Here is a 20,073-nt window from a genome sequence, read left to right on the forward strand (position 1 = left end):
AGGTTGCGGCTAAGATATGACGCGCCGGACGCTTCTGGTCATATTCAGTCGCGTAGAGGCTATTGCGTTGCAGTGAAACCGATGGGATGTTTCCCACCCGTTTCGCCCGGTACTTCTTTGAAAGACACTTCTCTGGCAGAAAGGATTTTTTCGATGAACCATTACGTGACCCCCGACCTGTGCGACGCCTACCCCGAATTGGTGCAGGTGGTCGAGCCGATGTTCAGCAATTTTGGCGGCAGAGACTCGTTTGGCGGCGAGATTGTTACCATCAAGTGCTTTGAGGATAACTCGCTGGTCAAGGAACAGGCCGACCAACCGGGGACCGGCAAGGTGCTGGTGGTCGACGGTGGTGGTTCCCTGCGCCGCGCGCTGCTGGGCGACATGATCGCCGAGAAAGCCGCGAAAAACGGTTGGGAAGGGCTGGTCATCTACGGTTGCATCCGCGATGTCGACGTCATCGCCCAGACCGACCTGGGCGTACAAGCCTTGGCCAGTCACCCGATGAAAACCGACAAGCGTGGCATTGGCGACCTGAACGTGGCGGTCACATTTGCCGGCGTCACCTTCCGCCCGGGGGAATACGTCTATGCCGATAACAATGGCGTGATCGTGTCGCCCAGCCCGTTGAAAATGCCTGAATAAATCGTAAAAGCCGACAGGGGTGAGGATGTTCGAGGAAGAAAACGCGCAATGGGGGCTGGTGCATGCCCTGGTGCTGGACGGTAAAGGCGGTGCGCGTTCGATTGCCCGGACTGAGCTGGATGACCTGCAGTTGCAGCCAGAGGAAAGTCTGTGGCTGCACTGGGATCGCAGCCATCCCCAGACGCAGACCTGGCTGCGCAAATCCAGTGGCTTGAGTGAATTCGCCTGCGACCTGTTGCTGGAGGAAAACACTCGCCCGCGCCTGTTGCCGCTGCCGGATTCGCAGCTGTTGCTATTTCTGCGAGGGGTCAACCTCAATCCAGGCGCCGAACCGGAAGACATGGTCTCGGTGCGCATTTTCGCGGCGGCCAACCGGGTGATTTCCCTGCGTCTGCGCCCGTTGCGCGCCACCGATGAGTTGCTGGTGCAACTGGCGGACGGCAAGGGGCCGCGTACCGCGTCGGAGCTCATCCTTTATATGGCGCAGTACCTGACCAATAAAGTGCAGGATCTGGTCACGGATTTGTCTGAAATCGTCGATGCCGAGGAAGAAAAACTCGATACCGACGAACGGTATACCCCAGAGCATGGCAGCGTGTTGCAGATCCGCCGGCGAGCGGCCGGGCTCAAGCGATTTCTGGCACCGCAGCGGGATATTTTTGCCCAGCTCACGCGGATCAAACTGCCGTGGTTCTGTGACGACGATGCTGATTACTGGAACGAATTGAACAACAGCCTCACACGCTATCTGGAGGAGCTCGAATTGACCCGGGAGCGCGTGGGGCTTGTGCTGGAGGCCGAAGACCGGCGTTTGAGCGTACGCATGAACCGCACCATGTACCGCTTCGGAATCATCACTGGAATCTTCCTGCCGATGAGTTTCCTGACCGGTTTGCTGGGCATCAATGTGGGCGGCATTCCGTTCTCGGCCAGCCCCTATGGATTCATGCTTGCGTGCCTGCTGATGGTCTCGGTGGCGCTCGGGCAATGGTGGCTGTTTAGACGGTTGCGCTGGGTTTGAGCTGAATATGAGCTGAACGTAGGAAGGGTCTCATGTGACCCCATGAAATTTACCCTCGTCTTTTAAATCACTTGCGAGAGGTCTTTATGCACGATCCGTTCGAACAGTCTTTGCGTGACATGCTCAATGCTTCGCCGTCCAACCGCGATGACGATGCTTGCCTGGGGCGCGTGTTGAAAACCGCCAACCGTCAGGTCGGGGCGGGGGATCTGTTCGGTCTGCTCGGTCGTTGGCTGCCGGCCTTGATGATGGCGCTGAACAATGGTTCTGCCCATGTTTCACCGGTTTCCCGTCGTAAACCTCTTGCTCGCACTGCTGATAAGGCTGATTGAATATGGAACTTGATCTCTGGACCCAGAGCCTGGTCACCGCGATGACCGCATTGTGGACCAAGGTGGCGAACTTCATTCCCAACCTGTTCGGTGCGCTGGTCCTGGTGTTGCTGGGTTTTGTCGTGGCCAAGCTGCTCGACACCCTGCTGTCCAAATTGCTCGCGAAACTGGGCCTTGATCGCTTGATGGCAGGCACCGGCCTGACCAAGCTGCTGGGGCGCGCCGGGTTGCAAGTGCCGATCTCCACACTGGTCGGCAAGATCGTCTACTGGTTCGTGTTGCTGATTTTTCTGGTTTCTGCCGCTCAATCCCTTGGCCTTGAGCGAGTTTCAGCTACGCTCGACATGCTTGCGCTGTATTTGCCGAAGGTTTTCGGCGGCGCGCTGGTGCTGTTGGTAGGTGTTTTACTGGCGCAGTTGGCCAACGGGCTGGTGCGCGGAGCCGCCGAAGGCGTGGGGTTGGACTACGCTGCCGGCCTGGGGCGGATCGCCCAGGGGCTGGTGATCATCATCAGTATTTCGGTCGCGATCAGCCAGTTGGAGGTCAAGACTGACCTGCTCAACCATGTGATTGTGATCGTTTTGATTACCGTTGGTCTGGCCGTTGCGCTGGCCATGGGCTTGGGTAGCCGGGAAATTGCCGGTCAGATTCTTGCAGGAATCTATGTGCGCGAGTTGTACCAGGTGGGCCAACAGGTGCGTGTGGGCGAGGTCGAAGGGCAAATCGAGGAGATCGGCACAGTCAAGACGACCGTGTTGACCGATGACGGCGAGCTGGTGTCGCTGTCCAATCGCATTCTCCTGGAACAGCAGGTCAGTAGCCGCTAAACCGGCAAACCCTGCTAATGTACGCCGCCGCGAACCCGGGTGACCGGGCCGCAGCGGACATTGACCTGACTGTCGGCACGACTTGTTTTGAATAAAGCCCAATCGCTGTCCACGCGCTATGACCCCCGTGAGCTCTCTGATGAGGAGTTGGTCGCGCGTTCGCACACGGAGCTGTTTCACGTAACTCGCGCGTACGAAGAATTGATGCGCAGATATCAACGCACTCTGTTCAACGTTTGTTCAAGGTATTTGGGGAACGATAGAGATGCTGACGATGTCTGTCAGGAAGTGATGCTCAAGGTGTTGTACGGCCTGAAGAACTTCGAGGGCAAATCGAAGTTCAAGACCTGGCTCTACAGCATCACGTACAACGAGTGCATCACGCAGTATCGAAAGGAACGGCGAAAGCGTCGCTTGATGGACGCTTTGAGCCTGGACCCCCTTGAGGAGGCGTCTGAAGAAAAGGCGCCGACACCCGAGGAAAAGGGCGGGCTCGATCGCTGGTTGGTGCATGTGAATCCGATTGACCGAGAAATTCTGGTGCTACGTTTTGTCGCAGAGCTGGAGTTTCAGGAAATCGCCGACATCATGCATATGGGTTTGAGTGCTACAAAAATGCGTTACAAACGTGCTCTTGATAAATTACGTGAGAAATTTGCGGGCGAGACTGAAACTTAGTGCGTGGCAAATATCTCTTACGTGTAGGCAAGTTCTGTTAGACTTGTCGCCGAGTTGTCCCCCGGTTTGTGGGACTGCTTTACAATCACCAGATGGGGATTTAACGGATGAAACTGAAAAACACCTTGGGCTTGGCCATTGGTTCTCTTATTGCCGCTACTTCTTTCGGCGTTCTGGCACAAGGCCAAGGCGCAGTTGAAGGCGAGCTGTTCTACAAGAAGCAGTACAACGATAGCGTCAAGCACATCGAAGACGGCTTCAATCCTGGCGCTCGCATCGGTTACTTCCTGACCGACGACCTGTCCTTGAACCTGTCCTACGACAAGACCAACCACACCCGTTCGAACGACGGTACTGGTAACCAGAAGATCAAAGGCGATACCGGCAGCCTGGTTGCCCAGTATCACTTCGGTCAAGCTGGCGTAGACTCCCTGCGTCCATACGTAGAAGGCGGTTTCGGTCACCAGAGCCGTACCAACGTACAGGCTGACGGTCACAGCGGTCGCGATCAGACCACTTTCGCCACTGTCGGTACCGGCGTTAAGTACTACTTCACCAACAACCTGTACGCTCGTGCCGGTGTTGAAGCTGACTACGGTCTGGACAACGGCAAGTGGGATTACTCCGCACTGGTCGGCCTGGGCGTGAACTTCGGCGGTAACGCTGGCGCAGCTGCTCCAGCTCCTACCCCAGCACCAGCTCCAGAGCCAACCCCAGAGCCAGAAGCTCCAGTTGCTCAGGTTGTTCGTGTTGAGCTGGACGTTAAGTTCGACTTCGACAAAGCCGTTGTTAAGCCTAACAGCTACGGCGACGTGAAAAACCTGGCCGACTTCATGGCTCAGTACCCATCTACTAACGTAGAAGTAGCTGGTCACACTGACTCCGTAGGTCCAGACGCTTACAACCAGAAGCTGTCCCAGCGTCGTGCTGACGCTGTTAAGCAAGTCCTGGTTAAAGACGGCGTGGCTCCTAGCCGTGTAACTGCTGTAGGTTACGGCGAATCCCGCCCAGTTGCTGACAACGCAACTGAAGCTGGTCGCGCTATCAACCGTCGCGTAGAAGCTTCGGTTGAAGCTACCGCTCAGTAATTACTGAGTTGTAGAAAAAACCCGGCTCAGGCCGGGTTTTTTTTCGCCTACCATTTGTGTCATGCGCTGGCGGCGGCTGCGACATATGCAGCTTGTTCTCTGGCGGCAACACGGCCAATGACCAGGATCGCCGGGCTTTTAAGGGCGAATGCGTGGGCATCCTTGTGCATGCGCGATAACAGGCTACGGTACTCGCGCTGCTGGGGCAGCGAGGCATTCTCGATCATCGCCACGGGCATATCTGCCGCCATGCCACCCTCCATCAACTGCTGACGAATCTCTTCCAGTTTTGCCACCCCCATGTACACGACCAGGGTAGTCCCGCCCTCGGCCAGGGCGCGCCAGTTCAGTTGGCTGTCATCCTGGGTGTGCGCAGTAACCAGCGTTACGCCACGGCTTACACCACGCAATGTCAGAGGAATCCCACAGTTGGTCGCGCCTGCCAGCCCTGAGGTGATGCCATTGACCAGTTCCACCTCAATGCCCCGATCCCGCAGCCACAGCGCCTCTTCGCCGCCTCGTCCGAAAATGCACGGGTCACCGCCCTTGAGGCGTACCACGCATTTGCCCTGGCGTGCATAGCGCAACATCAGGCGGTGGATAAAGTCCTGTGGGGTGGAGCGGCAGCCACCGCGTTTGCCCACGGTGATCACGCGCGCCGCGGCGCAGTGGTCCAAAATTGCCGGGTTGACCAGATCATCGATCAACACCACGTCGGCTTCACACAGGGCGCGGACCGCCTTGAGGGTCAACAACTCCGGATCGCCGGGACCTGCGCCCACCAACCAGACTTTTGCGTTCATAGGGTTGCCCTCGTGTAGAGATACTCAGTTGTGAAGGAGTGCATACAGCAGCACCAGATTGATCAGCACCGACAGCAGTGCCACGGTTTGCCAGACTTTTAGCGGTTCTCGCTCCAGCAAAGGCCTGGGGCGGATGCTCAGCTCGCGCCGGTCAGCCTGCTCCAGTACCAGTAGCCATTCTTCGGCGGTTTCGTAACGCTGCGACGGCTGGGCGGCCACCGCCCGTTCCAGGCTCAGCGGCAGCCAGTCCGGTAGGTCGGGGCGATAGCGGCTCGCGCTGACAGGCTGGGTGAATCTGGGCCGTTGGAAGGCTTCGATTTCGCCGTAGGGGTAATGCCCGGTCAGCAGGAAATACAAGGTGACGCCAACGCTGTATAAATCTTGCTGGGCGGTAGGCCCTTCGCCATTGAAGGCTTCGGGCGCGATAAAACTTGGAGTGCCCGGCAGTTGGTGGGCTCGATCTTCCGACAGGCCGGGGCAGTAAGCCAGGCCGAAATCCAGCACGCGCAACTCGCCGTCGTCCCCCAACAACAGGTTTTCCGGTTTGATATCGCGGTGCAGGATTTGCCGCCGGTGCAGCAGGCCCACGGCCCGCAGCAAGCGCTCGGCGACGGACTGCCATTGGGCCAGAGGCAGGGGCCCCTGAAGCTGGAACAGGGTGGCGAGGGTTTGTCCGGGATACTCGCGCATGACGTAATACAAGTGCTGCCGGCTACCGGCGCTGTGCACTTCTGGGAATGCGCGTCCGGCCATGCGCCGCAAAAACCACTCTTCGGCCAGCAAAGCCTGGCCGGCTTGGCTATCGTCGTCATGGCTCAGTGGCAAGGTTTTCAACAGCCAGGGCTGTTGCTGGGTATCGCGGACCCGGTAGAGCAAGGATTGTCGACTTTGCGCCACTAATGCTTCCACCCGCCAGCCTTCGAACGGTTGGCCGGGTTTCAATGGCGGTGGCAGCGGCCATTGCTGCAACTGCCCCAGGGCGTCGCCGAGGGTGGCGGCACCCAAGGCATCAACGCGTACCAGCAACGCGCTGGCATTGTCTTGGCTGCCGGCCAAGTGGGCAGTATTGACCAAGGTGGCCACAGCTACGTCCAGGTCCGCCTGCTCACGCAGGATGGTCTGGATGCTGTGCTCGGCCAAGGTTGCCCATACGCCGTCGCTGAGCAGCAGGAAGCACTCGCCCTCGCGCAAGTGGCCGTCTAGAAAATCCAGCACCACATGTTGATCCAGGCCCAGCGCACGTTTAAGGACGTGCTGCATGCCCGGCTGTTCCCAGACGTGATCCTCGCTGATGCGTTGCAGTTGGCCGTCCAGCCAGCGATAGACGCGGCAGTCTCCTACATGGGCCAGGGTAAAGCGCTGGCCCCGAAACACCAGGGCACTTAGAGTCGTTAGCAGCGGCTGGCCACCACCGTTGGCTTGCAACCAGCGATTCTGGGCCAGCAGTAAACGTTCCAGTGCCTGGGCTACGCTCCAGGTTTGCGGCGTGGCGTAGTAGTCCATCGCCAGGGCTTGCAACGTCGAGCGCGCGGCCAATCCGCCATCGGCACATTGGCTGACACCGTCGGCCATGGCGCACAGATAGCCTTTGCTGGCCGCCAGTTCCGCCACGGGGGTGACCACCCGCAGCGCATCCTGGTTTTCCGTGCGCGGGCCGATGGCGCTGGCCTGGGCGACGCTCAGTTGCAGGCTCATCAGACGCGTGCAGCCGTTACGGCGGCCGAGCCCCAAGTGGTTCTCCAGCGACGCTTGACGCCGTGCAGACCGAACCATGCCAGTACGCCCAGGCTGGCGAACAACCACAGGGCCAGTTGATAGCTACCGGTGCTCTGTTTGATCGCGCCCATGCCGGCCGCGAGCGCGAAGCCACCGATGCCGCCGGCCATGCCGATCAACCCGGTCATCACGCCGATTTCACGGCGAAAGCGCTGCGGAACCAACTGGAACACCGCGCCGTTGCCTGCGCCGAGACCGAGCATGGTGCAGACGAAAAGCGCCAATGCTGCGTACGAACTGGGTAGGTTGAAGCCCACGGCGGCAATGCAGATGGCCGCGATGCTGTACATGCCCAGCAGGGTGCGGATGCCGCCGAATCGGTCCGCCAGAGCCCCCCCCAGCGGACGCATCAGGCTGCCGCCAAACACGCATGCGGCGGTGTAGTAGCCGGCAGTCACCGGGTTGAGGTGGTATTGATCGTTGAAATAGCCGGGCAATGCGCTGGCCAGGCCGATAAAGCCGCCGAACGTTACGCTGTAGAAAAACATGAACCACCAGCTGTCACGGTCGCCCAGGGCCTTGAAGTAGTCGGCCATGGATTTGGCTTTCGGCCGTTCAGGGGCATTGCGCGCCAGCCAGGCGAAGACCACAAGCGTCAAGATCAACGGAATCAGCGCAAACCCGAACACGCTGCTCCAGCCAAACGCCGCTGCGAGCATCGGGGCCAGCAAGGCAGCGAATACCGTGCCCGAATTACCGGCACCGGCAATACCCATGGCCTTGCCTTGGTGCTCGGCGGGGTACCACTGTGAAGCCAGGGGCAGCGCCACGGCGAAGGACGCGCCGGCCATACCCAGAAACAGCCCCAGCAGCAGGGCCTGTTCGTAACTGTGGATGCCCAGTTTCCAGGCCCCGAACAGCGCGACAATCACGATCACCTGGCCGATCAGCCCGGCGGTCTTGGGCGACAGCCTGTCGGCCAGCATTCCCATCAGAAAACGCAGTACCGCACCGGCCAGGATCGGTGTCGCTACCATCAGGCCGCGTTGCTGGGTGGTCAATTGCAGGTCGGCGGCAATCTGCACCGCCAGCGGGCCCAGCAGATACCAGACCATGAAACTCAGGTCGAAATACAGGAACGCGGCAAACAGGGTCGGGGTGTGCCCGGATTTCCAGAAGCTTGATTTCATCACGCACCTCAACGGTTAGGAGTCTTGTAAGAAGGCCTGGTGATGGAACAGCCACTACGGCCGCCCCACCGGCCCCACACAGGGGCCAAAACGAAAAAAACGCCGCCACCGGGTTCGCGAGGGCAAACCGGATGTGCGACGTCTTTGTCGTGGAGGGGCAACCGCCGTTGGTTACCTGTGATGATTCATTAGCAAGAGCTGAGCCAAATCAACCGAGCAGCTCACTCATGGCGATGATCTGCTCCGCCACCTGGATCAATTTCTGCTGACGACTCATGGCTTGGCGGCGCATCAAGGTGTAGGCATCTTCTTCATTGCAGTCCTTCATTTTCATCAGCATGCCCTTGGCCAGCTCGATGCGTTTGCGTTCCGCCAGCTGTTGGTCCCGCGCCTGTAACTGCGCGCGCAAGGCCTGATCGCTCTCGAAGCGGGCCATGGCCACATCGAGGATCGGCTGCAGACGCTGGGCCTGGATGCCTTCCACGATATAGGCGCTGACCCCGGACTTGATGGCCTGGCGCATCACATTCGGGTCATGTTCATCGGTAAACATCACGATGGGGCGTGGCTGGTCGCGACTGACCAGCACCACTTGCTCCATCACATCGCGGCCCGGTGACTCGGTATCGATCAGGATCACGTCCGGACGCACCGTTTCGACGCGCGCCGGCAGGTCGATGGTCAGGCCGGACTCGTCGATTACCTCGAAACCGGCCTCTATCAGCGCCGTACGCAGGCGCCCGACCTTGCGGGGTGTGTCATTGATCAACAGGATACGCAGCATGGCAGTTCTCCTGTCAGCGCAAGGCTTGGCGGTTGGCGTGATCGGCCAGCGCATGCAAGCGGAAGCTGCGGGCGTAGCCGCTCGGGTCCGAGCCGTCCCAGACTTTGCCGTCGATCAGCTGGCTGCTGCGCAGGTCCTGGTCCCCGGCGTTGAGGCCCAAGGCGGTGGCGGCCTCGCGATACAGCGCCAGTTGCTGCACCTGGCGCGCCACGCCCAGGTAATCCGGGTCGTCGCGCAACAGGCCCCAGCGGCGAAACTGGGTCATGAACCACATGCCGTCGGAGAGGTACGGCAGGTTGACCTGGCCACCCGCAAAAAACCGTAGCGCGTGAGGGTCCTGCCAGTGGTTGCCCAGGCCGTCGTCATAAGCCCCGAGTAAACGTGGCTCAATACAATCGAGTGGCGCGTCGAGGTATTCGCGGCCGCTGAGCAATTGCGCCGTGGAGCGCCGGTTCTCAATGCTCTGTTCAATGAAGCGGCTGGCTTCGAGGATGGCCATCACCAGTACCCGCGCCGTATTGGGGTATTGCTCGACGAACGCGTGGGTACAGCCGAGGACCTTCTCGGGATGGTTTGGCCAGATCGCTTGGCTGGTCGCCAGGGTAAAGCCCTGATCTTGCGCGACCGCGCTGGCGCTCCAGGGCTCGCCCACGCAAAACCCGTCGATCCGGCCGGCTTGCAGATGCGCAAGCATTTGCGGGGGCGGCACCACCACACTGTCAACGTCCTGCAACGGATGAATGCCTTGGCTCGCCAGCCAGTAGTACAGCCACATCGCATGGGTGCCGGTGGGAAATGTCTGAGCGAAGGTCAGTTTTGTTCGGCTTTGGTGCACATGGCGATCCAGTGCCTCAGGAGTGACCACCCCTTGTTGTTGCAGACCACGGGAAAGATTGATGCTCTGACCGTTTTGGTTCAGGCCCATCAACACGGCCATGTCGGTGGGCGCCACGCCACCGATACCCAGGTGTACGGCGTAGATCAGCCCATACAGGCTGTGGGCGGCATCCAACTCCCCACTGACCAGCTTGTCACGCAGGTTGGCCCATGAAGATTGACGTTTGAGATTCAGGGTCAGGCCGTAGGGTTGTGCGAAGCCCTGGGTCGCCGCCACTACCAGCGAGGCGCAATCGCTCAAGGCCATAAAGCCCAGGTCGAGGCTGCTCTTTTCCGGCGCATCGCTGCCGTTCACCCACGCCAGCGCGTTGCTTATCGGGCCGTTGCCCACCGAATCTTTCATCCGCACCTACCTTTTCATTCAAAAAAAAGCGTCGCCCCCTCAGATGGCGATGCAAGGCCATTGCGGGTAACGACGCCTTTGTCCCTAAGCCCGTTCCGCCGTTGGTACGCGCTTTGATGCAGAGTTCATAGCAAGGCACATGCCACGGGGTAAGCGTGATGGGCGGCCGTTAACTTTCCATCAAGATTGAAAAGAGGCGGCCTCGCAGTATGGCCGCTTCCCTCTGCAGGCCCCAGGAACTTCCACGGTGTACGCTGACTTCCTCGAACGCATGTCCCGCCGCCGCCTTCGCCACTGGTGGCTGTGTGCCCTGCTGTGGCTGGCATGTGCAGTGGCCTGGGGCGAGACCTATCAGGCACAGGAGGAGAGCCTGCACACGGTGTTCACCGCGCTGTCGGTACCCTTGGGGCTGCCGATCGTGGTGAGTCGCGAGGTGGCGCGCAAACGTGTCAGTGGTCTGTTTGATTTGACTGCGCCGCAGCAGACCCTGGAAGAACTGGCGCAGCAGCATGGCTTGATCTGGTACAGCGACGGCCAAGGGTTTTATCTCTATGACGCCAACGAAGCGAAAAGCTCGGCGGTGTCGCTGCGGCATATTTCCATCGATCGGTTTCGCAGCCTCATGCGTCGCGCTGGGTTGCAGGAATCCCACTTTCCCCTGCGTGCCGACGGCCCGCGAACGTTCTATGTGTCCGGCCCGCCGAGCTATGTCGACCGGGTGTTGCGGCTGGCGCAATTGATGGACCGCGAGCGCGCTGAACTGCGTGTGGGGGACCACGCCTTTGGGGTGGTTCAGGTACTCAACACCCATGTGGCGGATCGTGAGTACGCGATGGGTGAGGGCAAGGTCAGGGTCGCGGGGATAGCGTCAATAATCGAAGCGGTACTGGCCAGTGAGCACAAGGGGTTGCTGGCCGACAAAAGCCTTGCAGTCATTGCCTATCCGGATACCAACAGCCTGTTGATCAGAGGCAAACCGGCGCAGGTGCGGTTTATCGAACAACTGGTGGCGGAACTGGATACGCCCAGGCGAGCGGTCGAAGTGTCGCTGTGGCTGGTCGACCTGGGCCGCGATGAGCTGAAAAAACTCAACTTGGCTATGGACGAAGATGCCAAAAACTCGACCACTCGTGTCATGGAGCCGCTGGAGGATAACCGCCTGATGGCGCAGATCGCTGCGCTGGAGCGCCGCCGTCGAGCAAAGGTGGTGACGCTGCCGGTGATTCTGACTCAGGAGAACGTGCCGGCGGTGTTTAACGACAACCATACGTTCTATCTGCCAGCCCGTGCGGATGACACCGCCGAGTGGAAGCCTGTGCATTACGCCACCCAGGTCAGTGTGGTGCCGCGTTTTGCTGAGGCGAACGAAATCGAGATGCTCCTGGATATTGAGGATGGTCGCCCCATGAGTGCCAAGGGGCAGCGCGATAAACCGGCAGGGGTCGGGCGGGTAGGGGTCAGCAGCGTGGTGCGCGTCTCACAGGGCAAGCGCCTGTGGCTGGGCGCATTCCCCCGTGTCCCGCGCGAGCAGGGCCGTAGCACGGTGCCCGGAGGTTCGGCCGACGTTCGCCTGTTTGTGATTCAGGCCCGCGCTGCCGCAGCAGACGCGAAAGACGCGGCCGCAGGCAGCGGGCCGCCTCCATTGACCGCGGCGCAATACGAGCGTGTGCAACGTGCGTTCGTGCGGCCAAATCGCGACGGATCCCGTGAATAAAGGCATTGACCCATGCATTTGGAAATTCTTCTGCAGGAACAACTGATCAGCCGCAAGCGTCTGGCCGCTTTTGCGCCAGGGAAGGTGTTGCCGTTGGCGCCAGCGGTCATTCACTGCGTGGAAGTTCGGGTCAACGGCCAACTGCTGGCCTTGGGCGAGTTGGTGCAACTGGAGGACCGCTTGGGGGTTGAGCTGCATGAGGTTTATCAAGAGTGGGCCCCAGGTGCGTTCACGTTGTGAAACGCCCTACGCAGTGATCCCAAAAAACGCAGGATCTCTGAGCTTTTTCCTAGGGTGGGTTGTCAGGCGGGTTTTTATAGTCGTCGCGTGGGCGCAAGCGCCAGTCAAGGAAATAAGGACTTCAATGTCAGTTGTCGGATACCGAGGTGGATATGGGCGTCGTGAATGATGAATTGACGACGGTTTCCCTGGTTTTTGCCTGTTGGACCTTGCATGGCGATGGGCGCTTGACCGGTGAGGGCGCCGATATTCAATTGCCGCCCAAGGAGTGGCATGTCTTGCGATTGCTGCTGGTGTCGGGTGGTGCGCTGATGACTAAGGATCGCTTGCTGGAGCTGGTTTGGCCCCAAGGCGAGGTCGCCGAAGAATCCCTGACACGGTGCATCTACTCGCTGCGCAAACATTTGGGCGCCGACAAGGGGTTTATCAAGACGATCTACGGTAGGGGTTATCGCTTTAACTGTCCGGTCAAGGTGCGCCGAGACGGGCACACTCAAGGGGGGCAAGTGTGTTCTGCCTGCGGTCAGGTCCGACATGGATAAGCGTTGGAGCAAGGCGCTGCTCTTTGGTTGGTTGATGAGCGCGCATCCGGCGTTGGCCTACTGCTGGGAGGAAATTGCCGGTCGTTACGATATCGAACCGGAGTTATTGCAAGCCATCGCCGCGGTGGAGTCGGGCTATCGAGCTGACGCGGTGAACACCGCCAACAACAATGGCACCCGGGACATCGGCCTGATGCAGATCAACAGCATGCATTTGCCGCGCCTGCTCAAGTTGGGGATTACCGAGGAGCGATTGTTGAACGAGCCTTGCCTGTCGGTGGAGGTTGGTGCGTCGATACTCGCCGAGTTTATCCAGCGCTTCGGCTACAACTGGACAGCAGTGGGCGCCTACAATGCGGGGCCGGGTTCTGGGCCGGAGCGCGATGTACTACGCCAGCGCTATGCCGAAAAAATCTGGGCGCGTTATGAGGCCCTGGTCATGCAGCGTTAGCGGCGTTGGGCGGCACGCCTCGCCTGCGCGCGGTTACCCCGGCTATAATCGCCGCCACCTTCGTCGCCATCCGAGTCTAGCCCGCCCATGTATACCCTGGCCCGCCAGCTGTTGTTCAAACTCTCCCCGGAAACCTCCCACGATCTGTCCCTGGACCTGATCGGTGCCGGTGGCCGCCTGGGACTCAATGGTCTGGTGTGCAAGGCGCCGGCAAAAATGCCGGTATCGGTGATGGGGCTGGACTTCCCCAACCCGGTCGGGCTGGCTGCCGGCCTGGACAAGAACGGTGCGGCTATTGATGGTTTCGCGCAATTGGGCTTTGGCTTTGTTGAGATTGGCACCGTGACGCCGCGACCGCAGCCGGGCAACCCCAAGCCTCGCATCTTCCGCCTGCCGGAAGCCGAGGCGATCATCAATCGCATGGGCTTTAACAACCTGGGCGTCGATCACCTGCTGTCACGGGTCCAGGCCGCGAAGTACAGCGGCATTCTCGGCATCAATATCGGCAAGAATTTCGACACGCCGGTTGAGCGCGCGGTGGACGACTACTTGATCTGCCTGGACAAGGTCTATGCCCACGCCAGCTACGTCACCGTTAACGTCAGTTCGCCGAATACCCCAGGCCTGCGTAGCCTGCAGTTCGGTGATTCCCTCAAGCAATTGCTCGAAGCCCTGCGCCAGCGTCAGGAAGACCTGGCCGTTCGCCATGGCAAGCGCGTGCCGCTGGCGATCAAGATTGCGCCGGACATGAGCGACGAAGAAACGGTGCTGGTAGCCCAGGCCCTGGTGGATTCCGGTATGGACGCAGTGATTGCCACCAATACCACGTTGAGCCGTGTCGGTGTTGAAGGTCTGGCCCATGGTGACGAGGCGGGCGGCCTGTCGGGTGCGCCGGTCCGCGATAAAAGCACTCATATCGTCAAGGTGCTGGCCGCCGAGCTGGCGGGGCGCTTGCCGATCATCGCGGTGGGCGGCATCACTGAAGGCAAGCACGCGGCCGAGAAAATCGCCGCGGGTGCGAGCCTGGTGCAGTTGTATTCTGGCTTTATCTATAAAGGCCCTGCGTTGATTCGTGAGTCGGTGGATGCAATTGCGGCGTTGCCCAGAAAGGCCTGAACGGCGCCCATAAAAAAGGGCTCCATCAAGGAGCCCCCTGGGCCGAAGCCCGCCGCCCGGATGGGGCGCGCATGGTAAGTCGTTACAGCTTCAAAGGTGGTGTGTCGGAATTAAGTGCCCTGATTAGCCGACGGCGTGAAGTTCGTTGAGTCTGTGGATTCCCGCAGTGCCTGTCATACCGTCCCAGTTGTCGCCGCGTCCTTCGCGCCAGCCGTTGATCCAGGCTTGGCGTACCGACGGTAGAGTAAATGGGCAAAGCTCACGGGATTTGCCATGAACGCCATATTGATATCCGCGTAAAAACGCTCTTTCCAACGGATCACGCTTAAGTCTTCTCATAGGGTGTTTCCCTCACTTGTTGACTGTCTTGATATCCTTCGGCCTCGTCTGAGGCCGGGCAGAGTTTTTCTGCCGTTGGTGGGCTCGCTGCCGGCGTGGCGAGCCGATGTGTCGGCGTCGTTACGGCGCCAACCTGTGGTGAGTTCTAACCAATAGGTCACATGGATTCAATGATCGTTTTGTCATAAGCACGTAACTATAACGATGCTATAGCCATAAGCTGGGATGGCTTTACGCCCCATTTGTCTGGCAAAGCCAGCTATGATGCACCCCGCGTAGAGGAATGGTTTGATCCTTAAGTAAGAATGTCCGTCTGATGCAGTCGGTTATTATTCGACGAAGGGTCGGAATATTTCTTTTTGTTGCTGCACATTCTTTATCTGCCCCGTGAATAAAGGCCCAACGGCCTGGCAGCCGGGGTGGAACGGCACATTCGTGCCACGCGAGCACTCTTCAAGAAAAGTGCTTGATTGAAAACCGAGCCGGCGATGCGTCGCCCGTTCACTTATTGCTGAAAAGCCTGGAATGCCCCATGTCGGACCGTTTTGAACTCTTCCTCACCTGCCCCAAGGGCCTCGAAGGCCTGCTGATCGAGGAAGCCGTCGGGCTTGGCCTTGAGGAAGCGCGCGAGCACACTTCGGCCGTGCGCGGCATGGCCGACATGGAGACCGCTTACCGGCTGTGCCTCTGGTCGCGCCTGGCCAACCGCGTGCTGCTGGTACTCAAGCGTTTCCCCATGAAGGACGCCGAAGACCTCTACCACGGCGTGCTGGATATCGACTGGGCCGACCACATGGTCCCCGACGGCACTCTGGCAGTGGAGTTCAGCGGTCACGGCTCCGGTATCGACAACACCCACTTCGGCGCGCTGAAGGTCAAGGATGCGATCGTCGACAAACTGCGCACTCCGTCCGGCGAGCGCCCGTCCATCGACAAGATCAACCCGGACTTGCGTATCCACCTGCGCCTGGACCGTGGCGAAGCCATCCTGTCCCTCGATCTCTCCGGTCATAGCCTGCACCAGCGCGGCTATCGCCTGCAGCAGGGCGCGGCGCCGCTGAAGGAAAACCTGGCGGCCGCGATCTTGATTCGCGCCGGTTGGCCGCGTATCGCCGCCGAAGGCGGTGCGCTGACCGACCCGATGTGCGGCGTGGGTACCTTCCTGGTGGAAGGCGCGATGATTGCGGCCGACATGGCGCCCAACCTCAACCGTGAGCTGTGGGGCTTTACCACTTGGCTCGGTCACGTCCCGGCGCTGTGGAAAAAGCTGCACGCCGAGGCCAGCGAGCGCGCCGCGATTGGCATGAACAAAACGCCGCTGTGGATTCGAGGTTACGAAGCCGACCCGCGCCTGATCCAACCCGCGCGCAACAACATTGAGCGCGCCGGTCTCAGCCATTGGATCAAGGTGTACCAGGGGGAGGTCGGGACCTTCGAGCCGCGCCCGGACCAGAACCAGAAAGGCCTGGTGATCTGCAACCCGCCCTACGGCGAGCGTCTGGGCGATGAAGCCAGCCTGTTGTACCTCTACCAGAACCTCGGCGAACGTCTGCGCCAAGCCTGCATGGGCTGGGAAGCCGCAGTGTTCACCGGCGCGCCCGATCTGGGCAAGCGCATGGGCATCCGCAGCCACAAGCAGTACTCGTTCTGGAACGGCGCCTTGCCGTGCAAATTGCTGCTGATCAAGGTCAACCCCGACCAGTTCGTCACCGGCGAGCGCCGCACCCCGGAACAGCGCCAGGCCGAACGCGAGCAGGCTGCGTACGACCAGGCCCCGACCGAGCCGCAAGAACGCCAGTACAACAAGAACGGTAACCCGATCAAACCGGCCCCGGCTCCCGTGGTCGAACAGGCGCGCCTGAGCGAAGGCGGGCAGATGTTCGCCAATCGCCTGCAAAAAAACCTCAAGCTGCTGGGCAAGTGGGCCAAGCGAGAGGGCGTGGATTGCTACCGTGTGTATGACGCCGATATGCCGGAATACTCCATGGCCATCGACCTGTATCACGACTGGGTGCATGTACAGGAGTACGCCGCTCCCAAGTCCATCGACCCGGAAAAAGCTTCCGCGCGCATGTTCGATGCCCTGGCGGCCATTCCCCAGGCGCTGAACATCGACAAGAGCCGCGTGGTGGTCAAGCGGCGCGAGCGTCAGAGCGGTACCAAGCAGTACGAGCGCCAGAGCGCCCAGGGCAAGTTCACTGAGGTGAGCGAGGGCGGTGTGAAGCTGCTGGTCAACCTCACGGATTACTTGGACACCGGCCTCTTCCTCGACCACCGCCCGATGCGTATGCGCATTCAGAAAGAGGCGGCCGGCAAGCGCTTCCTCAATCTGTATTGCTACACCGCTACTGCCAGTGTGCACGCGGCCAAGGGCGGTGCGCGCAGCACTACAAGTGTCGATCTGTCCAAGACTTACCTGGACTGGGCACGTCGCAACTTCTCCCTCAACGGTTTCTCCGACAAGAACCGCCTGGAGCAGGGCGATGTGATGGCGTGGCTGGAAGCCAGTCGCGATGAGTTCGACCTGATCTTCATCGACCCGCCGACCTTCTCCAACTCCAAGCGCATGGAAGGCATCTTCGACGTGCAGCGCGACCATGTGCAGTTGCTCGACCTGGCCATGGCCCGCCTGGCACCGGGCGGCGTGCTGTACTTCTCCAACAACTTCCGCAAGTTCCAGTTGGAAGACAATCTCAGCGAACGCTATGCGGTCGAGGAAATCAGCGACAAAACCATCGACCCGGATTTCGCGCGCAATGCCAAAATCCACCGCGCGTGGAAAATCACCGCCCGTTGATGACTGCATAAAAGGCCGCAAGCCAGGATATTCCAGGCTTACGGCTTTTTTGCGCTGGTCAAACTACTGGCCGATAGCTATAACTTAAGGCCAAGCCAAAGTGACACCCCCCGCACGCTGGCGTTGTGAGTGTTGCCTATGCCGTTGCAAGCCGTTCGCCCGAAAATCCTAGGCTTCATCAGTGAGCAGGCATCGGCTTGGCTGGTGGCATTGGTGGTGCTGTTGGCCGGTTGTACCTTGACGGGTATCGTCGCCTGGGCCACTCACGATCTGTATCAGCAGCAGGTGCGCCAGCGCTTTCAACTGCTGGTCAACGAGCGCTACACCCGTTTGCAGGAGCGCTTTGAAGATCAGGAACAACGCCTTAACAGCCTGCGGCGTTTTTTTGTCAATTCCTCCGATGTGTCCCGCGAAGAGTTCGATGGGTTTACCCAACCGTTGCTTCTGCGCGCCCGCGCGTACGCCTGGGCGCCACGGGTGCTGCGTCAGCAACGCAGCGAGTTTGAACAGCAAGTGTCCCGTGAAAGGGGCGTGGATTTCGTGATCCGTGAGTTGAACCCGGCGGGTGAACTGGCCCCCGCGCCGGAGCGCGAGGAGTACGTACCAGTGCTCTACAGTCAAACCCAAAGCCTGTTGGGCTCGCCCTTGGGCTTCGATCTATTGGCCCAGCCCTTGCGGCGTTCGGCGCTGGAGCGCGCGCATAAAAGCGGCAAGCTGGCAGTATCTCAACCCATGCAGTTGGTGGGCGTGGAGCCAGCTTATGCAGCCGGCGTATTGCTGGTGGCGCCCGTGAGCCGTGAGGTGGGCGCAGAACAACCTTATGGCTACGTCATGGCGGTGATCAGCATGCGCCAGCTGATGGCCGACGGTTTGCCCAAGCCGGAGCGGGACAACCTGGTGATGCAGATTGTCGACACCTCCGACCAGCAACAACGTGTGCTTTATGAATCCAACAATGCCGTGGCCGACAGCGGCCTCGTTGGGGTGCGGCGCTTGACCCTAGGCGATCATGTCTACGCCTTGACCCTGCGGCCGAGCGAAGTATTCGCCCGGGCCAACCATTCTTCGCTGGCCGCTATCCTGACCATGGGTAGCTTGCTCAGCCTGCTGCTGAGCATCTTGCTGTATATGCTGGTCAGCCAGCGCCAGCGTGCTTTGAAGATGGTCGAGCAGCGTACTCAGCAGTTGCGTCTGCGTGAGCAGGAATTGCGCGGTGCGCACGGTCAATTGCGCAGTGTGCTGAACGCGGCCACCCAGGTTGCCATCATTGCCACTGACTTGCGCGGTGTGATCAACACGTTCAATGCCGGTGCCGAACAGATGCTTGGCTTCACGGCCGATCAAGTGGTGGGCAAGTTGACCCTGGAAAGCCTGCACCTGGCGACGGAGCTGGAAATGCGCTCTGTCAAACTGGGCGTGACCCTGGGTAAGCGCATCCCCGCGAGCCAGGCCATGTTGGTAGAAAGCCCCGACAGCTTGCACGAGGCCCGTGAGTGGACGTTGATTCGAAACGACGGCAGCCCGTTGAACGTCACCATGTTGGCCACCGTTCTGCTGGACGACCACGGCCTTTGGGTCGGGCATTTGGCGATCTACCTGGACGTGACCGAGCAAAAGCGCGCCTACGAAGCCTTGGCCGCGCGCGATCGATTGCTCAAAAAACTCAGCGCCCATGTCCCCGGTGGGATCTTTCAGTTCACCCTGGAACCTCAGGACAACTGGCGCTTCCTCTATGCCAGCGACGGCATGCGCGATATCTACGAAATTGAAACGGGGCTGTTGCAGCAGGATGCCAAGCGCGTGTTCGAACGCATCCATCCGCTGGACGCGGAGCGGGTGCGCGCCTCGGTGCGCTTGTCGGCGTTGCAACTGAGCCACTGGCGCGAAGAATATCGCGTGCTGTTACCGCAACGTGGCCTGCGCTGGATTCGTGGCGAAGCAACCCCGGAAGAGTTACCCGGCGGCGGCACACTGTGGCATGGGTATGTGTCGGATATTTCCGATCTCAAGCGGGTAGAGGAGGAGCTGCGCGCCTTGTCCATCACCGACTCGCTGACAGGCATTTATAACCGGCGCTACTTTCAGGATCGCTTGCGCGCCGAAATCGCCAGGCTCAATCGAACCTGCGGAGCGTTGTCGGTGATCATGCTGGATATCGATCATTTCAAGCGCATCAATGACAAGCATGGCCACGCGGTAGGCGATGGCGTGTTGCAGGAGTTGTGCTCGCGTATCAGCCAACGTCTGCGCCGCACCGATGTGTTCTGCCGTTTTGGGGGCGAAGAGTTTATGGTGTTGTGCCCCACCACCGATGGCGAACAGGCCTACAGCCTGGCGCTGGAATTGTGGCAGTCGTTGCGCAGTGCGCCGATGGACCCGGTGGGGATCGTCACCGCCAGCTTTGGCGTGGCCAGCTGGCGGGGCGATGAAGGCATCGATGGGCTGCTGCTGCGCGCCGACTCGGCGGTGTATGTGGCCAAGCAGGCGGGCAGGGACCGGGTGGAGGCCGAAAGGGTTCAGGCTTGAAAGGCTGGCGGGATACTTAAAGGC

At 60.1% G+C, this 20,073-nt stretch carries 19 protein-coding genes; 13 read left to right on the plus strand and 6 right to left on the minus strand.

Annotated elements, in window-relative coordinates:
* Positions 1–153: 153 nt before the first annotated feature.
* From rraA to ACFZPT_RS13265, 6 genes are all read left to right on the plus strand, one after another.
* On the plus strand, positions 154–645 hold the full coding sequence (rraA, locus tag ACFZPT_RS13240) for a ribonuclease E activity regulator RraA (RefSeq protein ID WP_034114828.1): 492 nt from the start codon (positions 154–156) through the stop codon (positions 643–645).
* Between the two features lie 25 nt (positions 646–670).
* Positions 671–1,666: a zinc transporter ZntB gene (locus ACFZPT_RS13245; RefSeq protein ID WP_034099718.1), complete on the plus strand. Its 996-nt coding sequence runs from the start codon at positions 671–673 to the stop codon at positions 1,664–1,666.
* 86 nt (positions 1,667–1,752) lie between these two features.
* Positions 1,753–1,998, plus strand: coding sequence for a hypothetical protein (locus ACFZPT_RS13250; RefSeq protein WP_005790375.1), 246 nt, complete (start codon positions 1,753–1,755; stop codon positions 1,996–1,998).
* A gap of 2 nt (positions 1,999–2,000) precedes the next feature.
* On the plus strand, positions 2,001–2,825 hold the full coding sequence (locus tag ACFZPT_RS13255; protein ID WP_034099717.1) for a mechanosensitive ion channel domain-containing protein: 825 nt from the start codon (positions 2,001–2,003) through the stop codon (positions 2,823–2,825).
* 87 nt (positions 2,826–2,912) lie between these two features.
* Positions 2,913–3,503 carry an RNA polymerase sigma factor SigX gene (sigX, locus tag ACFZPT_RS13260; RefSeq protein ID WP_034099716.1) on the plus strand — a complete coding sequence of 197 codons (591 nt, stop codon included), beginning with the start codon at positions 2,913–2,915 and terminating at the stop codon, positions 3,501–3,503.
* A gap of 107 nt (positions 3,504–3,610) precedes the next feature.
* On the plus strand, positions 3,611–4,591 hold the full coding sequence (locus ACFZPT_RS13265; RefSeq protein WP_034099715.1) for an OmpA family protein: 981 nt from the start codon (positions 3,611–3,613) through the stop codon (positions 4,589–4,591).
* Positions 4,592–4,650: 59 nt separating this feature from the next.
* Here ACFZPT_RS13265 and cobA read toward each other — a convergent pair whose 3' ends face one another.
* The 5 genes from cobA to ACFZPT_RS13290 all read right to left on the minus strand — a co-directional run bounded on the left by cobA (position 4,651) and on the right by ACFZPT_RS13290 (position 10,324).
* The gene (cobA, locus tag ACFZPT_RS13270) at positions 4,651–5,394 is read right to left on the minus strand and encodes a uroporphyrinogen-III C-methyltransferase (RefSeq protein ID WP_040269115.1); all 744 of its coding nucleotides are present in this window, start codon (positions 5,392–5,394) and stop codon (positions 4,651–4,653) included.
* 24 nt (positions 5,395–5,418) lie between these two features.
* Positions 5,419–7,089, minus strand: coding sequence for a bifunctional protein-serine/threonine kinase/phosphatase (locus tag ACFZPT_RS13275; protein ID WP_099312271.1), 1,671 nt, complete (start codon positions 7,087–7,089; stop codon positions 5,419–5,421).
* Positions 7,089–8,300, minus strand: coding sequence for a NarK/NasA family nitrate transporter (locus tag ACFZPT_RS13280; RefSeq protein ID WP_099312257.1), 1,212 nt, complete (start codon positions 8,298–8,300; stop codon positions 7,089–7,091). The genes ACFZPT_RS13275 and ACFZPT_RS13280 overlap by 1 nt, the downstream gene beginning before the upstream one ends.
* A gap of 208 nt (positions 8,301–8,508) precedes the next feature.
* The gene (locus ACFZPT_RS13285; RefSeq protein ID WP_034114824.1) at positions 8,509–9,084 is read right to left on the minus strand and encodes an ANTAR domain-containing response regulator; all 576 of its coding nucleotides are present in this window, start codon (positions 9,082–9,084) and stop codon (positions 8,509–8,511) included.
* A gap of 13 nt (positions 9,085–9,097) precedes the next feature.
* Positions 9,098–10,324, minus strand: a complete 1,227-nt coding sequence (locus ACFZPT_RS13290) for a CmpA/NrtA family ABC transporter substrate-binding protein (protein ID WP_099312259.1) — start codon at positions 10,322–10,324, stop codon at positions 9,098–9,100.
* Positions 10,325–10,595: 271 nt separating this feature from the next.
* Between ACFZPT_RS13290 and sctC the strand changes: the two genes are divergently transcribed.
* The 5 genes from sctC to ACFZPT_RS13315 all read left to right on the plus strand — a co-directional run bounded on the left by sctC (position 10,596) and on the right by ACFZPT_RS13315 (position 14,387).
* Positions 10,596–12,038 carry a type III secretion system outer membrane ring subunit SctC gene (gene sctC / locus ACFZPT_RS13295; RefSeq protein ID WP_379555456.1) on the plus strand — a complete coding sequence of 481 codons (1,443 nt, stop codon included), beginning with the start codon at positions 10,596–10,598 and terminating at the stop codon, positions 12,036–12,038.
* A 12-nt stretch (positions 12,039–12,050) separates the two neighbouring features.
* Positions 12,051–12,278 carry a FliM/FliN family flagellar motor switch protein gene (locus ACFZPT_RS13300; protein WP_034099709.1) on the plus strand — a complete coding sequence of 76 codons (228 nt, stop codon included), beginning with the start codon at positions 12,051–12,053 and terminating at the stop codon, positions 12,276–12,278.
* A gap of 152 nt (positions 12,279–12,430) precedes the next feature.
* The gene (locus ACFZPT_RS13305) at positions 12,431–12,820 is read left to right on the plus strand and encodes a winged helix-turn-helix domain-containing protein (protein ID WP_034099865.1); all 390 of its coding nucleotides are present in this window, start codon (positions 12,431–12,433) and stop codon (positions 12,818–12,820) included.
* Entirely contained in the window at positions 12,813–13,271 is a 459-nt protein-coding gene (locus ACFZPT_RS13310) for a transglycosylase SLT domain-containing protein (RefSeq protein ID WP_034099708.1), read from the plus strand. Before ACFZPT_RS13305 ends, ACFZPT_RS13310 begins: the two co-directional genes overlap by 8 nt.
* An 87-nt stretch (positions 13,272–13,358) precedes the next feature.
* Positions 13,359–14,387 carry a quinone-dependent dihydroorotate dehydrogenase gene (locus tag ACFZPT_RS13315; RefSeq protein ID WP_034099707.1) on the plus strand — a complete coding sequence of 343 codons (1,029 nt, stop codon included), beginning with the start codon at positions 13,359–13,361 and terminating at the stop codon, positions 14,385–14,387.
* 123 nt (positions 14,388–14,510) lie between these two features.
* Here ACFZPT_RS13315 and rmf read toward each other — a convergent pair whose 3' ends face one another.
* A complete protein-coding gene (gene rmf, locus ACFZPT_RS13320; protein ID WP_002553055.1) occupies positions 14,511–14,726 on the minus strand; it encodes a ribosome modulation factor in 216 nt (71 codons plus the stop codon).
* A gap of 532 nt (positions 14,727–15,258) precedes the next feature.
* Here rmf and rlmKL point away from each other — a divergent pair.
* Positions 15,259–17,523: a bifunctional 23S rRNA (guanine(2069)-N(7))-methyltransferase RlmK/23S rRNA (guanine(2445)-N(2))-methyltransferase RlmL gene (rlmKL, locus tag ACFZPT_RS13325; RefSeq protein WP_034099706.1), complete on the plus strand. Its 2,265-nt coding sequence runs from the start codon at positions 15,259–15,261 to the stop codon at positions 17,521–17,523.
* Between the two features lie 138 nt (positions 17,524–17,661).
* A complete protein-coding gene (locus ACFZPT_RS13330; RefSeq protein WP_099312261.1) occupies positions 17,662–20,049 on the plus strand; it encodes a diguanylate cyclase in 2,388 nt (795 codons plus the stop codon).
* Positions 20,050–20,073 lie beyond the last annotated feature (24 nt).

The sequence above is a fragment of the Pseudomonas sp. MD330_10 genome, from assembly GCF_042610415.1.
In the GTDB taxonomy this organism is placed as follows: domain Bacteria; phylum Pseudomonadota; class Gammaproteobacteria; order Pseudomonadales; family Pseudomonadaceae; genus Aquipseudomonas; species Aquipseudomonas rhodesiae.